This window comes from Caulobacter vibrioides (assembly GCF_002310375.3).
Lineage (GTDB): Bacteria > Pseudomonadota > Alphaproteobacteria > Caulobacterales > Caulobacteraceae > Caulobacter > Caulobacter vibrioides_D.
Genome location: NZ_CP023315.3, coordinates 1,564,637 through 1,580,875, shown reverse-complemented (window position 1 = coordinate 1,580,875; position 16,239 = coordinate 1,564,637). Strand labels below are relative to the sequence as shown.

The 16,239-nt window shown below is 67.4% G+C and carries 16 protein-coding genes, 1 tRNA gene and 1 pseudogene; 10 read left to right on the top strand and 8 right to left on the bottom strand.

All coding sequences use genetic code 11. The annotated features are described in order from the left end of the window. Window positions 1-48: 48 nt before the first annotated feature. The 4 genes and pseudogenes from CA606_RS07510 to arfB form a co-directional block, all read left to right on the top strand. A pseudogene (locus CA606_RS07510) lies at window positions 49-358 on the top strand (hypothetical protein); the annotation flags it as partial. A 331-nt stretch (window positions 359-689) separates the two neighbouring features. After that, a tRNA-Thr gene (locus CA606_RS07505) sits at window positions 690-764 on the top strand. Between the two features lie 25 nt (window positions 765-789). Then, window positions 790-1,251, top strand: coding sequence for a YaiI/YqxD family protein (locus CA606_RS07500; protein WP_096051692.1), 462 nt, complete (start codon window positions 790-792; stop codon window positions 1,249-1,251). Window positions 1,252-1,255: 4 nt separating this feature from the next. Then, window positions 1,256-1,687, top strand: coding sequence for an alternative ribosome rescue aminoacyl-tRNA hydrolase ArfB (arfB, locus tag CA606_RS07495; protein ID WP_096051693.1), 432 nt, complete (start codon window positions 1,256-1,258; stop codon window positions 1,685-1,687). A 6-nt stretch (window positions 1,688-1,693) separates the two neighbouring features. Here arfB and CA606_RS07490 read toward each other — a convergent pair whose 3' ends face one another. From CA606_RS07490 to CA606_RS07480, 3 genes are all read right to left on the bottom strand, one after another. Beyond that, window positions 1,694-2,221 carry a MarR family winged helix-turn-helix transcriptional regulator gene (locus CA606_RS07490; RefSeq protein ID WP_096051694.1) on the bottom strand — a complete coding sequence of 176 codons (528 nt, stop codon included), beginning with the start codon at window positions 2,219-2,221 and terminating at the stop codon, window positions 1,694-1,696. 154 nt (window positions 2,222-2,375) lie between these two features. Then, entirely contained in the window at window positions 2,376-2,582 is a 207-nt protein-coding gene (locus tag CA606_RS07485) for a hypothetical protein (RefSeq protein ID WP_096051695.1), read from the bottom strand. 57 nt (window positions 2,583-2,639) lie between these two features. Further along, on the bottom strand, window positions 2,640-3,143 hold the full coding sequence (locus CA606_RS07480) for a GcrA family cell cycle regulator (protein WP_096051696.1): 504 nt from the start codon (window positions 3,141-3,143) through the stop codon (window positions 2,640-2,642). A gap of 280 nt (window positions 3,144-3,423) precedes the next feature. Between CA606_RS07480 and CA606_RS07475 the strand changes: the two genes are divergently transcribed. The 3 genes from CA606_RS07475 (at window position 3,424) to CA606_RS07465 (ending at window position 5,101) form a co-directional block, all read left to right on the top strand. After that, on the top strand, window positions 3,424-3,930 hold the full coding sequence (locus CA606_RS07475) for a c-type cytochrome (RefSeq protein ID WP_096051697.1): 507 nt from the start codon (window positions 3,424-3,426) through the stop codon (window positions 3,928-3,930). An 83-nt stretch (window positions 3,931-4,013) separates the two neighbouring features. After that, complete coding sequence (locus CA606_RS07470) at window positions 4,014-4,748, top strand: nuclear transport factor 2 family protein (RefSeq protein ID WP_096051698.1); 735 nt, start codon at window positions 4,014-4,016, stop codon at window positions 4,746-4,748. Continuing rightward, window positions 4,745-5,101, top strand: a complete 357-nt coding sequence (locus CA606_RS07465) for a nuclear transport factor 2 family protein (RefSeq protein WP_096051699.1) — start codon at window positions 4,745-4,747, stop codon at window positions 5,099-5,101. The genes CA606_RS07470 and CA606_RS07465 overlap by 4 nt, the downstream gene beginning before the upstream one ends. Here CA606_RS07465 and CA606_RS07460 read toward each other — a convergent pair. The 5 genes from CA606_RS07460 to CA606_RS07440 all read right to left on the bottom strand — a co-directional run bounded on the left by CA606_RS07460 (window position 5,098) and on the right by CA606_RS07440 (window position 13,416). Continuing rightward, the gene (locus tag CA606_RS07460) at window positions 5,098-7,452 is read right to left on the bottom strand and encodes a pyruvate dehydrogenase (acetyl-transferring), homodimeric type (protein ID WP_096051700.1); all 2,355 of its coding nucleotides are present in this window, start codon (window positions 7,450-7,452) and stop codon (window positions 5,098-5,100) included. The two genes, CA606_RS07465 and CA606_RS07460, sit on opposite strands and share 4 nt — an antisense overlap. A gap of 15 nt (window positions 7,453-7,467) precedes the next feature. After that, window positions 7,468-10,611, bottom strand: coding sequence for an efflux RND transporter permease subunit (locus CA606_RS07455; RefSeq protein WP_096051701.1), 3,144 nt, complete (start codon window positions 10,609-10,611; stop codon window positions 7,468-7,470). Next, on the bottom strand, window positions 10,611-11,735 hold the full coding sequence (locus tag CA606_RS07450) for an efflux RND transporter periplasmic adaptor subunit (RefSeq protein ID WP_181242835.1): 1,125 nt from the start codon (window positions 11,733-11,735) through the stop codon (window positions 10,611-10,613). Before CA606_RS07450 ends, CA606_RS07455 begins: the two co-directional genes overlap by 1 nt. Window positions 11,736-11,854: 119 nt before the next feature. Then, complete coding sequence (locus CA606_RS07445; protein ID WP_096051702.1) at window positions 11,855-12,604, bottom strand: hypothetical protein; 750 nt, start codon at window positions 12,602-12,604, stop codon at window positions 11,855-11,857. 38 nt (window positions 12,605-12,642) lie between these two features. After that, window positions 12,643-13,416, bottom strand: coding sequence for a class II aldolase/adducin family protein (locus tag CA606_RS07440; protein ID WP_096051703.1), 774 nt, complete (start codon window positions 13,414-13,416; stop codon window positions 12,643-12,645). Window positions 13,417-13,570: 154 nt separating this feature from the next. Here CA606_RS07440 and CA606_RS07435 point away from each other — a divergent pair, with 154 nt between their 5' ends. The 3 genes from CA606_RS07435 to CA606_RS07425 are packed head-to-tail and all read left to right on the top strand — an operon-like array spanning window position 13,571 to window position 16,178. Then, window positions 13,571-14,233, top strand: a complete 663-nt coding sequence (locus tag CA606_RS07435) for a DUF969 domain-containing protein (RefSeq protein ID WP_096051704.1) — start codon at window positions 13,571-13,573, stop codon at window positions 14,231-14,233. Then, window positions 14,230-15,186, top strand: coding sequence for a DUF979 domain-containing protein (locus CA606_RS07430; RefSeq protein ID WP_096051705.1), 957 nt, complete (start codon window positions 14,230-14,232; stop codon window positions 15,184-15,186). The genes CA606_RS07435 and CA606_RS07430 overlap by 4 nt, the downstream gene beginning before the upstream one ends. Next, window positions 15,183-16,178 carry a DUF2891 domain-containing protein gene (locus tag CA606_RS07425; RefSeq protein ID WP_096051706.1) on the top strand — a complete coding sequence of 332 codons (996 nt, stop codon included), beginning with the start codon at window positions 15,183-15,185 and terminating at the stop codon, window positions 16,176-16,178. The genes CA606_RS07430 and CA606_RS07425 overlap by 4 nt, the downstream gene beginning before the upstream one ends. Window positions 16,179-16,239 lie beyond the last annotated feature (61 nt).

The window sequence follows — 16,239 nt, the reverse complement described above, 5'->3', positions numbered from 1 at the left end:
AAGGGATGCGGAGCGCCGGACATCCGTCCGGAGATAGAGTGTGTTGTTACCGTTTCGACGAAGCCCGAACGCTCCGCGCAGCCGTTATCCGCCAGCGTCCCGTCAGGTGGCCCTGTTCAGGCCTTACCGGGATCTGGGCTCCCGGTTTCCCGGGCGCGCGACGGTCGGAGAGGACGAGCCACTACAGGCTAAGACACATCCCTTTGCCTCCAACCACGCCGACGACGGGCGGGTCTGGCCAGCAACCAGATCCCCGGACCGTTCGAGTATCCCCCTCGAACCTGTCCCCGCTCGACCGCCCCCCGCCGCCGCAAATGGTCGCTGGCCATGCGCCCTTTCCTCGCGACGAGGTGGATAGAGACTACGACAGGTTTTCAGGCCGGGGACAAAAGCGGGAGAACGCCCATCCCATTCCCTCTCTCTTAGAGAGAGGGAGGGGCCCGAGCGAAGCTTGGGAGGGTGAGAGGTTTCACCCTCTCCGGACAAGGCAGGGCCTGACAAGCGGCTGAAAAGGCGGTGCTTTCACGGCCATCACCGTAACCACTCACCCTCCCGCCGCTATGCGGCGGGCCCCTCCCTCTCTCTAAGAGAGAGGGTTCGCGATACCCGTCTCCCCTCGGGGATAAGCGCCGCTCTTGCCGTCCGCGACGACAGACGGCATAAGCCCTGACCTCGGGTCACTGGCCCATGCCGGCTTAGCACAGCGGTAGTGCAGCGGTTTTGTAAACCGAAGGTCGGGGGTTCGATCCCCTCAGCCGGCACCATTTCCCTCGTCCAGGGTCTCGCGCGATGGTCGCCACGCTTTTCATCGACGCCGACGCCTGTCCGGTAAAGGACGAGGCCTACAAGGTCGCCGCCCGTCACGGCTACAAGACCTTTGTCGTCTCCAACAGCTGGATCCGCGTGCCCCAGACGCCCGCCATCGAGCAGATCGTGGTCGAGGCCGGTCCCGATGTCGCCGACGACTGGATCGCCGAGCGCTGTGGTCCAGGCGACGTGGTCGTCACCAACGACATTCCCCTGGCCGATCGGGTGCTGAAGGCCGGCGGCGCGGCCGTGGCCCCGAACGGTCGGGTGTTCTCAAACGACATGATCGGCTCGGCCCTGGCCTCGCGCTCGATCGGCGAGCATCTGCGCTCGATGGGCGAGGTCACCCGGGGCCCGGCCGCCTTCGCCAACGCCGACCGCTCGCGCTTCCTGCAGGCGCTGGACCAGCTGGTGGTCAAGGCCAAGCGCGCGGCGCCCCGGTGATCGCATGCCCGCGATGATCGAGATCACCTCCTGGCTGCGGATCGACGAGGACGACCTGATCTGGAAGGCCACCCGCGCCTCGGGCCCCGGCGGTCAGCACGTCAACAAGACCTCGACCGCCATTGAGCTGCGCTTCGACGTGCGCAACTCGCCCTACCTGCCTGACGACGTCAAAGCGCGGCTGGAGACCCTGGCGGGCAGCCGTCTCACCCAGGACGGGGTGCTGGTGCTGTTCGCCCAGGGCTCGCGCTCGCAGGAAATGAACCGGCAGGACGCCCTGGACCGGCTGATCGACCTGATCCGCCGCGCCACCGAGAAGCCCAAGCCCCGCAAGGCGACCAAGCCGACCTATTCCAGCAAGCTCAAGCGGCTGGAGACCAAGTCCAAGCGCGGGACCGTCAAGTCCGGTCGCGGGCGCGTGAAGTTCGACGACTGAAGCTGCTCAGACCGTCTCTGGCGGCGCGGGCGTGCTGAAGGCGATGACGTCCTGCTTCCAGTCGGGCTCGACGATCAGGCCGCCCAGCATCTTCTGAAGATAGAGGGTCATGGTCGCCTGCTCCTCGGTGGTCAGCTGGGCGCAGACCTCCTGGTTCAGCGGGCGGATCTCGCCCCGGATGGCGTCCAGCAAGGTTCGCCCCGCGTCGGTCAGCCGGATCACCACGATGCGCCGGTCGCGCGCCGAGGCCTCGCGAGCCACCAGGCCGTCGCCGATCAGACCGTCGATCGAGCGGGTCAGGGTGGTGCGATCGGTGGCCGCCAGCTTGGCCAGCCGGGTCATCGACAGATCGCCAAACCGCCGCAGCGAGATCATCGCCACCCACTTGGCGAAGGAAAGCCCATGCTTGGCCAGCAGGTCGGCGGCCATGGCGCGGCGATGCTGCTCGGTCTGGTAAAGCAGGTAGCTCAGATAGCTCGACAGCGGCAGCGCATGATCAGGCCCCGCCTCGGCGCGCTCTTCCCCGTCGCCCATATTGTTGTCCGCCCCCGCAAAACGGCGCTCTGTGTGTCACAAGGTTAACGGTCACGCAATCGTCGCCGCGGGTGGGCGAACGAAAAACCCCGCGAAGGGCTTCGCGGGGTCATGGGGCTCAGATTCAGCAAACGTTGCGGCGGCTGCGCGACGCTCAGGCGGCGCGGTTGCGGTGGAGCCCCCGGGTCAACCAGTCGTCGGGATAGGTCTCGCGCACGGTGATCGACTTGAACTGCGTGACCGGGATCTGTGCGTGATCGCCGGGATTGAGGTCACGCGACACCGAGTGACCGGCGAACTCCTCGATGATGGTGATCACTTGGCTGCTGCCGGCGGCGTTCTCGATCAGGACCATGTTCATGGGGCGGCTCGTCGAAATCGGGGGAAAGTGGAAAGGACGGCGAAGGCGACGTGAACGTCAGACCAGGCGGGGTTGCACCCGCTTTTCCTTGACGCCCTTCAGCGCCCAGGCCTCGACGGCCTCGCGGCTGCCCAGGCGGCGGAAGGCCCCCTGGCTGTGCTGCTCGCAGTAGGACCCGCGCGCACTGACCTTCGGACGGCCGCAGAAGCCGAAGTCGTCGTTTTCCGGATGGCCGATCGGCCAGCGGCACGAATGGGCGCCCAAGCCCAGGATGCCCGAGGTCGGCAGCAGGTCTTCCTCGATGCGCTCAAAGCGCTGGGTGACACGGGGCGTTACGACATCGCGCGAGGGGCGCCGGGGAGCCGCAAGCCGCGACGGGGCGCGAACCGTGGAGACGCGCTTGCGCACGGGGGTTTCGCGGACGGTGATGCCTAGACGGTGCACCTTGCCGATCACCGCGCTGCGGCTGACGCCGCCCAGCTGCCGGGCCACCTGGCTTGCGCTGAGACCCTCCAGCCACAGCTTCTTCAGGGTCGCGGTCCGTTCTTCGCTCCAGTCCATGATCTTGCTTCCAGCCCAGCCCGGAGCCAGCCCGCTCCGTGAGAAAAGGGGTAGGATTTATGGTTAACGACCGTCAAACGGTTATGTGCAGACCCACGTTTTGCAACTTCACTTTTCGCCATGAGAATCACGTAGATACCAGCAATTGTCGCAGCCCTGCTGTAACCCCCACGCCTAAGGACCATTGTTACGTGACAAGGCGCGGGACCAGATTTTATAAGGGTTTGGAATGCGTCGCGGCGTCGCAGAACCTGCGGCGAAACGTCAGTCGAGGATGAATATGCGCTCGTTGAAACTGGCTGCCGTCGCGGCCCTTTGTGTGACCGTTTCGGCGTGCTCGAAGGACGGTGGAAGCTCCAGCCAGGCTCCGGCCGACGCGCCGACGCCGGCTGCGGCGCCCGCCCCGACCGACACCGAGAAGGCCGCCGCCCTCGCCGCCCTGCCCGCGCCCTACAACACCGGCGACCTGTCGAACGGCCAAAGCAAGTTCGCCCTCTGCCGCTCTTGCCACACGATCACTGAAGGCGGCCCGGACCTGACGGGCCCGAACCTCCACGGCGTGTTCGGCCGCAAGGCGGGCGGAAAGGAAGGCTACAGCTACTCCGACGCGGTGAAGGCGGCGGGCTTCGTCTGGGACGCCGGCCAGCTCGACAAATGGTTGGCCGATCCGCGCGGCTTCATGCCCGGCACCAAGATGACCTTCGCCGGCATCAAGGGCGAAAAGGATCGCATCGACCTGATCGCCTATCTGAAGGTCGAAACGGGCTACAAGCCGCAGGCCAAGTAGTCCGTGCGGCAATATTACACGCTCCCCGTCGGCCCGTTCTGGCGCATGGACAAGGTCCGCACGGAGAACGTTGTTCGACGCCCATGACTCCCGACGAAGACCGGATCGCGCAGCTTTACGAGGCCTTCAACACCCGCGCCTTCGACCGGTTGTTCGCCGGCATGGCGCAAGACGTCTCCTGGCCCGATGAGGTCGAAGACCGTCGGCTTGAAGGCGTCGAGGCCGTGCGTGACTACTTCGAGACGGCGACCGCTCCTCTGCGCGTGCGGCACCAGCCCATCGCCCTGTTTACGCCATCCCCCGGTCAGGTCGAGGTGCTGACGCGACAGACCGTCGTCAGCGCCGTCGATGGGTCACTTTGGTCAAGCCTGCGGGTTCGACACCGCTTTACGATCCGCGACGGGCTCATCACGCGCCTGGAAAGCCAGCAGAACTACGCCGCGCCGAGTTTCGAGGGCGTCGATCGCTTGCTGCAGCGCCTGTTCGACGCGATCAACGCTCGAGACCTCGACGCGATAATGGATTGTTACACCGCTGACGCGCGCTTGCAGGACAAGCTGGAGGACGGCCACATCGTCGGCGCCCAGGACATTCGGGCGCATTTCGAGCATCTGTTCGCGACGCTGCAAGTGACCCTCGCGATGCGGGACTATGTGTTCGAGCCGGACGACCGGGTCCGAGTCCGGCTGCAGGTCGAGGCGCGCGGCGCCAAAGGCCACCTTTGGCAGGACGGCGGCGTCACCGCCTGGTACCGCCTTCAAGCCGGAAGGATCGTCGAGCAGGATGTCGACGACAGCGGTGACGAGACGGCCCCATGAGCGCCTTGCTGACGGTGCTGGAGGAGGCCTTCGCGGTGTTCAACACCCGCAACGCCGCTGGTCTGCGCCGCTTGATCCATCCTGACGCGACCTGGCCCAACACGCTCGAAACCGGTGAGGACCTCGTCGGCCAAGAGGCGGTCATGGGGCACTTCGCCCGCGTGTTCGCCACCATCCGACCCAACATCCAGCTGATCGCGGTGATCGAGGAGACCGCCGATGCGCTGACGGTCGACGCCCAGTACGCGGTCGAAACCGAGCATGGCCAAGTCTGGTCGGACACCCGCGCGCGACTGACCTACCACTTCCGCGACGGCCTGCTGAGCGGCATGACGATCTTGAGCGGGTTCTAGGCCAGCAGGTCCGCGCAGGCGTCCAGCACGGCGTCGGCGTCCAGCCGATATTGGGCATAGAGATCCGGCAGATCGCCCGATTGGCCGAAGGTCTCCAGCCCCAGCGCCCGAACCCGCTGCCCCCGCACCGACCCCAGCCACGACAGGGCCAGCGGCGCGCCGTCGGTCAGGGTCACCAGACCCGCATCCCGATCCAGAGGGGCCAGCAAAGCCTCGATGGTCGACAGGCGGCTCCCCTGCCCTGTCCAGCGCGCGCGGCCCGCCGCGGTCCAGTCCCGATGCAGCAGGTCGGCGGAGGTCACCGCCAACAGGCCCGCCTCGGGCATGTCCTCGGTAAGCGCCTCGAACGCGGCCAGGGCCTCGGGCGCCAGGGCCCCGCTATAGACGATCGCCAGTCGCGCGCCCGGCGCCGGGGCCTTGAGCCAGTAGCCGCCGTCGATGACGCCCTGCCGCCAGGCGTCGCCTGTCCGGTCGGGCTGGGCGATGCCCCGGGTCGATAGGCGCAGATAGGTCGAGGCGCCGTCCTTGGCCTGGATGCGGTCGAAGGCGTGCGCCATCAGCACAGCGGTCTCGTCCGCGAAGGCCGGCTCGTAGGTGTCGAGGCCCGGCTGGGCCATGCCGATCACCGGCGCATTGATCGACTGGTGCGCCCCGCCTTCGGGCGCCAGGGTCAGGCCGGACGGGGTCGCCACCAGCAGGAACCGGGCGTCCTGGTAGCAGGCGTAGTTCAGCGCATCGAGACCCCGGGCGATGAACGGGTCGTAGAGCGTGCCGACCGGAAACAGCCGCTCGCCAAACAGCGGTGCGGTCAGACCCAGCGCCGCCAGGGCGATGAACAGGTTGTTCTCGGCGATGCCCAGCTCCACGTGCTGGCCCGTCTCGGCCTTGGACCAGACCTGGGCCGAGGGGATGCGGCGACGCTTGAAGACATCGTCGTGCGCGCGACGCTGGAACACGCCGCGACGGTTCACAAAGCCGCCCAGATTGGTCGAGACGGTGACGTCCGGCGAGGTGGTGACCACCCGGCCCGCGAACTCGTCCTTTCGCGCGGCGATCTCGAACATCACCTTGCCGAACGCGGCCTGGGTGGATTGCTCACCGCCGCCAGCGACGGCGGCCAGCAGCTCACCGGCGCTGGGCGTGGGAATCTGCGGCGCCAGGTGATTGCGCTCGACCTCGGCGGCGAACGGCGCGCGTGCGACCAGCCCCTTGATCGCGGTGCGCTCGGCGGCCGACAGGCCCGAGAGGGGGTCCCATTCCTCGCCCTCGACCACGCCGAGACGCGCTCGTAGCTCGGCGATCTGGGCCGGGGTCATCAGGCCCGCGTGATTGTCCTTGTGGCCCTGGAACGGCAGCCGCAGGCCCTTGACCGTGTAGGCGATGAAGAAGCGCGGGCGATCATCCTGGCTGGCCTTCTCGAAGGCCTCCAGCAGCGTCTCCAGGCAGTGCCCGCCCAGCTCGGTCATCAACTCGGCCAGGTCGACGTCCTTGTAGCCGGCGATCAGGGCCAAAGCCTCGGGGCTGTCGGACAGGTCGGCGGTCAGCCGCTCACGCCACGCCGCGCCGCCCTGATAGGTCAGGGCCGAAAACAGGTCATTGGGGGCGGTCTCGATCCAAGCCTGCAGCTTGTCGCCGCCCGGCCTGGCGAAGGCCTCGCGCTGTCGCCTGGACCATTTCAGCGTCTCGACAGCCCAGCCGGCGGCTTCGAAGATCTCGCCATAGCGGGTGAACATCCGATCCTGGGTGGTCGCGTCCAGGCTTTGGCGGTTGTAGTCGACGATCCACCAGGTGTTGCGGATGTCGTGCTTGCAGGCCTCGATCAGGGCTTCGTAGATGTTGCCCTCGTCCAGCTCGGCGTCGCCGAGCAGCGAGATCATCCGGCCCATCTTCTCGGGCTTCACCGCGCCGCGCGCGGCCAGATAGTCCTGGGTCAGCGAGGCGAAGGCGGTCATGGCCACGCCCAGCCCCACCGAGCCGGTCGAGAAATCGACGTCGTCGACGTCCTTGGTGCGCGACGGATAGGACTGCGCGCCGCCCAGGGCCCGGAAGCGCTTGAGGTTGTCCAGGCTCTGACGCCCGAACAGGTGCTGGATGGCGTGGAAGACCGGACTGGCGTGCGGCTTGACCGCAACCCGGTCCTGCGGGCGCAACGCCTTCATGTAGAGCGCAGTCATGATCGTGGTCAGCGAGGCGCTGGACGCCTGGTGACCGCCGACCTTCAAGCCGTCTCGGCTTTCCCGGAGGTGGTTGGCGTTGTGGATGGTCCACGCCGCCAACCAGAGAATCCGTTCCTCGAGCCGCCGCAGCAGCGCGATTTCCTGCCGCTTGGCCGTCAGAGAGCCATCAGGCATGCTTCCTCACCCGGCCTACACGGGTGAGGTTTGCCCCTCACCCGACTTTTCCTGGGCTTCATACGCTTCGATCTGGCGCGCCGTCCACTCCGGCGACTTCGTGAAGCGCGCCAGGAGGTCATAGAAGACCGGAACGATGAACAGCGTCAGCAGGGTGGCGAAGATCGCGCCGGTGAAGATCACCGCCCCGATCGTCTGGCGGCTGCCCGCGCCGGCGCCCGCCCACAGCATCAGCGGCAGAGCGCCCATCGCGGCCGAGACCGAGGTCATGATGATCGGACGCAGGCGCAGGGCCGCCGCCTCGACCACTGCCTCGCGCACGGTCAGACCCTCGTCGCGTAGCTGGTTGGCGAACTCGACGATCAGGATGCCGTTCTTGGTGGCGATACCGATCAGGATGATCAGGCCGATCTGGCTGTAGGTGTTGATGGTCGAGCCCATCACCAGCAGGCCGAACAGCCCGCCCAGCGCCGCTAGCGGCACGGTCAGCATGATGACCGCCGGGTGGATCCAGCTCTCGAACTGCGCGGCCAGCACCAGGAACACCAGCAGCAGGGCCAGGCCGAAGGCGATGGCGATGCCGCCCGAGCCTTCAAGATAGTCCTTGGCCTGCCCGCCCCACTTGATGCTGACGCCCGGCGTCGGATGCTGGGCCGCCTGGTCCTTGAAGAACGCCACGGCGTCCTCGACCGTATAGCCAGGGTTCAGCTGCGTGGTCAGGGTGACCGAGCGCAGGCGATCGACGCGCGGGCGATCGGGCGTGTCGCCCCGGAGTTCGGTGGTGACCACGGTGGACAGCGGCACGGTGGCGCCGGTGCTGGTGCGCACGTTCAGGCGGTTCAGGTCCTCGACGCTCCGGCGCTGGTCCAGATTGGTCTGCAGGATGACGTCGTATTCCTGGCCATTCTTGATGTAGGTCGTCGCGCGGCGCGACCCGAACATGGTCTCGAGCGCCCGCCCGACCGACTGCGCCGAGACGCCGAGGGTGGCGGCCTTGTCGAGATCGATCTGCACCAGCAGACGCGGCGCGGTCGGCTCGTAGTCCAGGCGCGGACGGGCCAGGCCCGGATTGTCCTGCGCCTCGGCCAGGATCGGCTTGAGCCAACCCGCCAACTGAACATAGTCGTTCCCGACGGCGATGAAGTCGACGTTGGTGCCGCCACCGCCGCCACCGCCGCCGCCCCGCTGGAAGGGACCGCGCACGCTGGCCACGGCGCGAACGCTGGTGAACTTGGAGAGCTCCTTGTTCAGCTCCGCAGCGACCTCATCGGCGGTCTTTTCGCGCTCGCCCCAGGGCTTCAACGCGACGACGCCGTTGGCGCTGTTGAACGAGTTCCCGCCGAAGCGCGGGATGGTCATGATGGTTCGCTCGGAAACGCCGTCCTGCCGGTACTTGTCGAGCACCTTCTCGATTTTCAGACCGATGGCCGAGGTGTAGTCGTAGCCGGCGCCTTCGGCCGCCGAGATCGAGACGTCCACCCGCCCCCGGTCTTCGGCCGGCACCAGCTCCTTGGGCAGGCTGACGAACAGCAGGGCGGCGAAGCCCGCCAGCAGAACCACCAGCACGCCGGAGATCGCCGCGGACCATCCGCCCAGGATCTGCTCAAGCGACGCGCGATACGAGGCGCTCAAGGCGCCCATGGCCTTGTTGACGCGTCGCGCCAGCCAACCCTCGCCGTGCGCAGGACGCAGCAGTTTCGAGGCCATCATCGGCGACAGCGACAGCGCCAGCAGCGCCGAGAAAGCGACGGCGGCGGCGATGGCGACGGCCAGCTCGACGAACAGGCGGCCGATATAGCCGGGCAGGAACATCAGCGGCGCGAACACCGACACCAGGACAACGGTGGTGGCCACAACGGCGAAGAACACCTGCCGGGTGCCGCGCTCGGCGGCGACCAACGGCGGCTCGCCCTCGTCCACCCGGCGCTGAATGTTCTCGACCACCACGATGGCGTCGTCGACCACCAGACCCACCGCCAGCACCAGGGCCAGCAGCGTCAGCAGGTTCAGCGAGAAGCCCAGCGGCGCCAGGATGATGAAGGTCGAGAGGATGCAGATCGGCGCGACGATCGACGGGATCAGCGCCGAACGCCAGCTGCCCAGGAACAGTAGGTTGACCAGCACCACCAGGCCGATCGACAGGCCCATGGTGATCCACACCTCGTGGATCGCCTCGGCGGTGAACACCGAGTTGTCGACGGCCACCACCATCTTGGTGCCGGCCGGCAGGGTCTGGTTGATCACCTCGACCTCGGCGCGGACGGCCTTGGAGATCGCGACGTCATTGGCTTGCGACTGACGGGTCAGACCAATGCCGACCTGATCGACGCCATTGCCGCGGAACAGGCGACGACGCTCGTCCGGACCTTCCTCGATCCGCGCGACGTCACCCAGGCGCAGCACGTAGCCAGAGCCGTTGGCGGCCCGCAACGGCAGGCGCGCGAAGTCTTCGGGCTTGGCGTAGCTGCGCGCCACGCGGATCGTGAAGTCCTTGGCCGCGCTTTCCAGCGAGCCGGCGGGAAGCTCCAGGTTCTGGGCGTTCAGGGCGCTTTCGATATCGTCCACCGTGACGCCGCGCGCGGCCATCTCGTTGGCGTCGAGCCAGATCCGCATCGCGTAGATCTTGGCGCCGAACAGGTTGGCCTGGGCCACGCCGTCGATCGTCGACATCCGCTCGACTAGATAGCGGTCGGCGTAGTCGGCCAGCTGCAGCGGGTTCAGCGTGGTCGAGGTCAGGTTCAGGATGATGATCGGCGCGGCGTCGGCGTTGGCCTTGGCGATCTGCGGCGGATCGGCTTGATCCGGCAGGTTGCTGGTCACCCGGCTGACAGCGTCGCGCACGTCATTGGCGGCCGCGTCGAGATCGCGGTCCAGATTGAACGTGATGCTGATGTTCGAACGGCCGTCGCGCGAGGAGCTGTTGACCCGGTCGATCCCCTGGATGCCGGCGACCTGACGCTCGATCACCTGGGTGATGCGCTCTTCGATGACTTCGGCCGAGGCGCCGCGATAGCTGGTCGAGACCGACACCACGGGCGGATCGACACTGGGCAGCTCGCGGATCGGCAGCGACGTGAACGCCGCCAAGCCGATGACGCAGAGGATGATCGCCGCGACGGCGGCGAATACGGGGCGACGGACGGAGAGGTCGGACAGCATCAGCCGGCCTTGCGGTCAGCGCCGCCCTTGCCGTCCGGCTTTTGCCCAGCCTTGTCGCCGGGCTTGCCGCCGGCGATCGACGCGCCGTCCTGAATGCGGTTCAGACCGTCGGCGACGATCTTGTCACCGGTCTTCAGACCCGACCGGATCTCGACGAAGCCCCCCTCGGTGAGGCCCGTGTCGACATCCGTACGGCGCGCGATCATGCCCTTGGGGCCCTTGGCGACGACATAGACCGACGCCTGCTCGCCCTCAAACTGCACGGCGGCTTCCGGGACGGCGACGCCGGTGCGGACACCCTGGTCGATCGCCACCTTGACCAGCATGCCGGGCTTCAGACGACCACCGGCGTTCGGAAACTCGGCGCGGGCCTTGATGGCGCGGGTGGTCGGGTCGATGCGGGTGTCGAGTTGCGCGATACGGCCCACGAAGCTCTCGCCCGGCAACGCATCGGGCTTAGCGGTGATCGGAAGTCCGACGCGCAGAGTCTCCAGATAACGGTCCGGGACCGAGAAATCGACGCGGATCACCGAGGTGTCGTCCAAGGTGACGATCGCGGTGCCGGGGCTGATCAGCATGCCCGGCGCGACGTCCGAAATCCCGACCCGTCCGGCGAACGGCGCGCGGATCACGCGGTCCAGCTTGTTGGCCTGAGCGGATTCGACCGCCGCCTTCGAGGTCTCGTATGCGGCCAGATACTGCTCAGCGGAGGCGCGCGGAGCGATGCCCTTGTCGGCCAGGGTCTTCCACCGCTTGTAGTCGCGCTCGGCCTGCGCAAGGCGCGCCCGCGCCTCGGCGATGCCGGCGTCCTCGGCTTCGGCCTTGAGCTCGACCAGGATCTGGCCCCGCGACACGGCTTGGCCGTCGGTGAAGCGAACCGCCGTGATCAGTTCCGCCGTATTCGAGGTGATGGTCACCGACTGGCGCCCCTTGGCGGAGCCCAGAACCTCGATTCGATCCGTAAACGGACGCTCGCCGACCACCGCCTGCGAGACGCTGGTCGCACGACCGCCTCCGCCGCCTTTGGTCTCCTTGTTGGCGAAGGCCAGCTTGAAGCCGCCCACGCCCAGCATGAGAACCACGGCGGCCAGGGCCACGATGAGGAAAAAGTGCCTGCGGATCAAGGAAGTGCTCCGGGCGCCGACGAAGCTCGGCGGGGTGACAATCGCTTCGAGATATGACCGCACCCTAAAGCGGCGTCCAGTGACACCAGGATGACCGTGTGTTGCAGCCCTGAAATACGCTAGAGGTTGCGCCACAAAGCGAGGACGACGCCTCGATCTCGGGCGGTTTCGCGTCCGGCCAGCGTGTCCCGCCATCCGACCTGCGCGCTCCACGCTCCGAACGCGCGGACGACCGAGATCTCGCTCTTGAGCCAGCGTGAATCGCCCCCCCGTCGCTGGGCCTGACCCGCATAGGTTTGCGCCAGCAGGAGCACCTTTGGCGTAGGCCGAAGACCCAGCGTGATGTCGAGACGATTCTCGTCGGCCAGGCCCTCCCGCTTGAGCCGGGCGGCCTGGAGATCAAGATAGACCGGCCTTTCCCGCCAGGTCGCGGACCGCCCGTAGAGCACCCGGGCTTCGAGATCGAGACTTCCCTGACCGGGCGCCGCGTAGCCCGCATTGCGCCCGACCCCCGCCTCGGCCGCGCCCAGATAGACCGACAGCGCTGAATGGTCGTCCTGATGGACGGCCCAGCGAAGACCCAGCTCGACCGGTCCTCGGCCGGAATAGTCCGCCCACCGGTCCCGTCCCCGCGTGACGCCGGCCTTGGCTTGCAGCGTCAGCCGCTCGGTGAGGCCATGCTCGACGAAGACCGACACCGCCTCGTCCCGTCGCCGGTCGATGTCGACCAACAGGCCTTGGGGATCAAAGCCCTGGTCGGCGGACTGCCGCTCGTACTTGCCGATCACCTGGGTCTTGCCCGGCGCGACAGGCCAGGCGCCCGCCGTCGCGACGCTGGGGGCCAGACACGAAAAAGCCGCCGCGATCACCAGGATCGCGGCGGCCTTTGCGGGGTCTTCGAGGAACCCTAGTCGGCGTAGCCCGGCGACTCGCGGTCCAGTTTGCGCAGGCAGCCCGGCCAGGCCAGCCCACCGATCATGCCCATGCCCATGCCGGTTTGCTTGCGAACCTCGTCCTGCGCGGCGTCGGGCGCCAGCAGCACGTTGTCGCGTCCGACTGAAAGCGCCATCACCTGCTGCGCGCATGCCCGCTCCAGGAAGAACATCCCCAACCAGCATTCGGCCGCGCTGGCGCCCACGGACAGGGTGCCGTGGTTGCGCAACATCATCAGCTTCTTCTGGCCAAGGTCAGCCACGATGCGCTCTCGCTCCTCAAGGTTGAGCGCAATGCCTTCATAATCGTGATAGGCGAGTTGAGGCAAGACGATTAGCGAATGTTGCGTCAGCGGCAGCAGACCTTCCTTGTGCGCCGACACCGCCACGCCCTGATCGCTGTGCAGGTGCATCACATAGTGGGCGTCGTCGCGCGCGGCATGGACGGCCGAGTGGATCGTGAAACCCGCCGGATTGATGTAGTACGGCGTCTTGTCGATCACGTTGCCCTCGAGATCGACCTTCACCAGGCTCGAGGCCGTGATCTCGCCGAAGAACATCCCATAGGGATTGATCAGGAAATGGTGGTCAGGGCCCGGAATGCGGGCCGAGATGTGGGTGAAGATCATGTCGTCCCACCCGTGCAGGGCCACGAGACGATAGAGGGCGGCGAGATCGACCCGCGCTTGCCACTCCGCTTCGCTGACCTTGCCCTTCAGGGATGTGATGGGCAGAGCGCCGTCGGCCATTGGGGCCTCCCGTAGGTTATCATTGTTGAGTTGAGCGTCGCGCCGAGGCGCCGGGTCGTCAAGCGGAACCTCGTCCGCAGCGATGCGACACTGGCTTGCCAGCAAGGCCAAGCCGTCGGACGGTCCCCCTCGGAATGAGGGGGAGTCGCCGGGGATGCTGACCCTTTTAGGCGTTGCGGTGATCGTGCTGGGCTTCGCCCTGCGCTTCAATCCGCTGCTGGTCGTGATGGCCGCCGCCATGACATCGGGTCTGGCCGCAGGCCTCACCCCGGTCGAGGTGCTGGCCGCGTTTGGCAAGGCGTTCAACACCAACCGTTATGTCAGCGTCGCCTGGCTGGTCCTGCCCGCCATTGGCGTGCTGGAGCGCGCGGGCCTGCGCGAACAGGCGCGGCGCACGATCCAGGGCCTGCAGGCGGCGACGGCGGGGCGGATCCTGCTGGCCTATCTGGCGCTGCGCCAGGTCGCCGCCGCGCTGGGTCTGACCCAGGTGGCCGGTCACGCCCAGACCGTCCGCCCGCTGCTGGCGCCGATGGCCGAGGCCGCCGCCGAGCCCCTGTCCGACGACCAGCGCCAGAAGGTCCGGGCCATGAGCGCGGCCACGGACAATATCGGCCTCTTCTTCGGCGAGGACATCTTCCTGGCGATCGGCTCGATCCTGCTGATCGTCGGCTTCCTGGACCAGAGCGGCATCACCGTCGAACCGCTGGCCCTGTCGGTGTGGGCGATCCCGACCGCCATCGCCGCCTTCCTGATCCATGGCGCGCGGCTGTTGATGTTCGACCGCCACCTCGCGCCCAAGGCGGAGGACGCTGCATGATAGGCCTGCCGCTCGTCTACCTGCTGTCGGGACTGATGTTCGCCGCATTCGCCGTGCTCAGCGCCGGCGACCGTGAAAATCCCAAGCGTTTCGGCAACACCGCCTTCTGGGGCCTGTTCGCCTTGAGCTTCCTGGCCGGCGACCACCTGGGCGACCTGGGCAACGGGGTGCTGGTGCTGTGCCTGGCGCTGATCGCGGGAAGCGGCCAGTTGGGCGTCGGCGCGCCGAAGAGCACCTCACCCCAAGAGCGGGAGGGCCTGGCGGCGACCTATGGCGTGAAACTCTACGCGCCCGCCCTGGTGATCCCGGTGCTGGTCCTGGCCGGGTCCCTGACGTTCAAGCACCTGACGGTCCAGGGCGTGCATCTGGTCGACCCCAAACAGTCGACCCTGATCGCGCTGGCGCTGGCGGCGCTGATCGCGGCGGTTCTATCCCAGGTGATGTTCAAGCAGCCCGCCGGCGCGCCGGTGCAGGAGGGCCGTCGCCTGATGGATCTGGTCGGCTGGGCGGCGCTGCTGCCGCAGATGCTGGCGGCGCTGGGCGCGGTGTTCGCGCTGGCGGGCGTGGGAAAGTCGATCGGCGAGATCGCCGTGATGATCACGCCGGCGGACAGCCGCTTCGCCGCCGTCACCGCCTACTGCCTGGGCATGGCGGCGTTCACGATCATGATGGGTAACGCCTTCGCCGCGTTTCCGGTGATGACCGGCGGCATCGCCCTGCCCCTGGTCATCGGCCAGTTTGGCGGCGACCCGGCCGTCGTCTGCGCCATCGGCATGCTGTCGGGCTTCTGCGGAACGCTGCTGACGCCGCTGGCCGCCAACTTCAATCTTGTGCCCGCCGCCCTGCTGCAGTTGAAGGACCGCTACGCCGTGATCCGCGCCCAGGCGCCCACGGCGGTCCTGATGCTGATCGTCAACGTGATCCTGATGAACGCCCTGGCCTTCCCCCGATGAGCCTCGCCCGCTCCACCGCCTCGCGCTTCGCCAAGATCGCGCTGGGCCACCTGACCCGCGAATATCCCAACAAGCTGGATCACGTGATGGGAGGGCCCGACGACGTCCGCTCGCCGCGGGACCTGCATCCCATCTTCTACGGCAGCTTCGACTGGCACTCGTGCGTGCATGGCTACTGGCTGCTGGCCACCCTGCTGCGCCTGCGCCCCGAAATGTCCGAAGCGCCGACGATCATCGCGCTGTTCGACGACGCCTTCACCCAGGAGAAGGTCGCCGGAGAGCTCGCCTATCTGGCGCGCCCGGAGAGCCGGGGGTTCGAGCGTCCCTACGGCTGGGCCTGGAGCCTGATGCTGCAGGCCGAGCTCTTGCGGCACGACCGGCCGTGGGCGCTGGTCCACGCCCCCCTGGCGCTGGCGTTCAAGCAGAGGTTCGAGAGCTTCCTGCCGATCGCCGACTATCCCGTCCGCGCCGGAACCCACTACAACACCGCCTTCGCCCTGGTGCTGGCCTATGAGTTCGCCGAAATGACCGGCGACCAGGCGTTCTTCGACCTGCTGCAGAGCCGCGCGCTGGTCTGGTACGGTCAGGACGCCGACTGCCAGACCTGGGAACCGTCAGGCGACGACTTCCTCTCCCCCGCCCTGATCGAAGCCGAGGCCATGCGGCGACTTCTGCCGCGCGAGCGCTTCGACCTGTGGTTTCCCCGCTTCCTGCCCAATCTGGCCCAAAAGCAGCCGGCGACCCTGTTCACGCCCGCGCGGGTCAGCGACCGTACGGACGGCAAGATCGCCCATCTGGACGGCCTGAACCTCTCGCGCGCCTGGTGCTGGCGCCTGCTGGCGGGATCGATGTCGGAACATGATCCGGCCCAGGCCCACGCAGTCAACGCGGCGATGAGCCATCTCGCGGCGGCCGTGCCGCATCTCTCCGGTGACTATATGGGCGAGCATTGGCTGGCCACATTCGCCCTGCTGGCGCTCGAGAACGGCTAGGCTGAAGTATTCGGCGCGGTCAGAACCTGGCGCATACGCACTCAAACGTCAGCAAGGTACC

Bases quoted from the DNA above. Each gene is read 5' to 3' on its own strand.
- CA606_RS07500 (WP_096051692.1), top strand. From the start codon at position 790: ATGGTCGCCACGCTTTTCATCGACGCCGACGCCTGTCCGGTAAAGGAC.
- arfB (WP_096051693.1), top strand. From the start codon at position 1,256: ATGCCCGCGATGATCGAGATCACCTCCTGGCTGCGGATCGACGAGGAC.
- CA606_RS07490 (WP_096051694.1), bottom strand. From the start codon at position 2,221: ATGGGCGACGGGGAAGAGCGCGCCGAGGCGGGGCCTGATCATGCGCTG.
- CA606_RS07485 (WP_096051695.1), bottom strand. From the start codon at position 2,582: ATGAACATGGTCCTGATCGAGAACGCCGCCGGCAGCAGCCAAGTGATC.
- CA606_RS07480 (WP_096051696.1), bottom strand. From the start codon at position 3,143: ATGGACTGGAGCGAAGAACGGACCGCGACCCTGAAGAAGCTGTGGCTG.
- CA606_RS07475 (WP_096051697.1), top strand. From the start codon at position 3,424: ATGCGCTCGTTGAAACTGGCTGCCGTCGCGGCCCTTTGTGTGACCGTT.
- CA606_RS07470 (WP_096051698.1), top strand. From the start codon at position 4,014: ATGACTCCCGACGAAGACCGGATCGCGCAGCTTTACGAGGCCTTCAAC.
- CA606_RS07465 (WP_096051699.1), top strand. From the start codon at position 4,745: ATGAGCGCCTTGCTGACGGTGCTGGAGGAGGCCTTCGCGGTGTTCAAC.
- CA606_RS07460 (WP_096051700.1), bottom strand. From the start codon at position 7,452: ATGCCTGATGGCTCTCTGACGGCCAAGCGGCAGGAAATCGCGCTGCTG.
- CA606_RS07455 (WP_096051701.1), bottom strand. From the start codon at position 10,611: ATGCTGTCCGACCTCTCCGTCCGTCGCCCCGTATTCGCCGCCGTCGCG.
- CA606_RS07440 (WP_096051703.1), bottom strand. From the start codon at position 13,416: ATGGCCGACGGCGCTCTGCCCATCACATCCCTGAAGGGCAAGGTCAGC.
- CA606_RS07435 (WP_096051704.1), top strand. From the start codon at position 13,571: ATGCTGACCCTTTTAGGCGTTGCGGTGATCGTGCTGGGCTTCGCCCTG.
- CA606_RS07430 (WP_096051705.1), top strand. From the start codon at position 14,230: ATGATAGGCCTGCCGCTCGTCTACCTGCTGTCGGGACTGATGTTCGCC.
- CA606_RS07425 (WP_096051706.1), top strand. From the start codon at position 15,183: ATGAGCCTCGCCCGCTCCACCGCCTCGCGCTTCGCCAAGATCGCGCTG.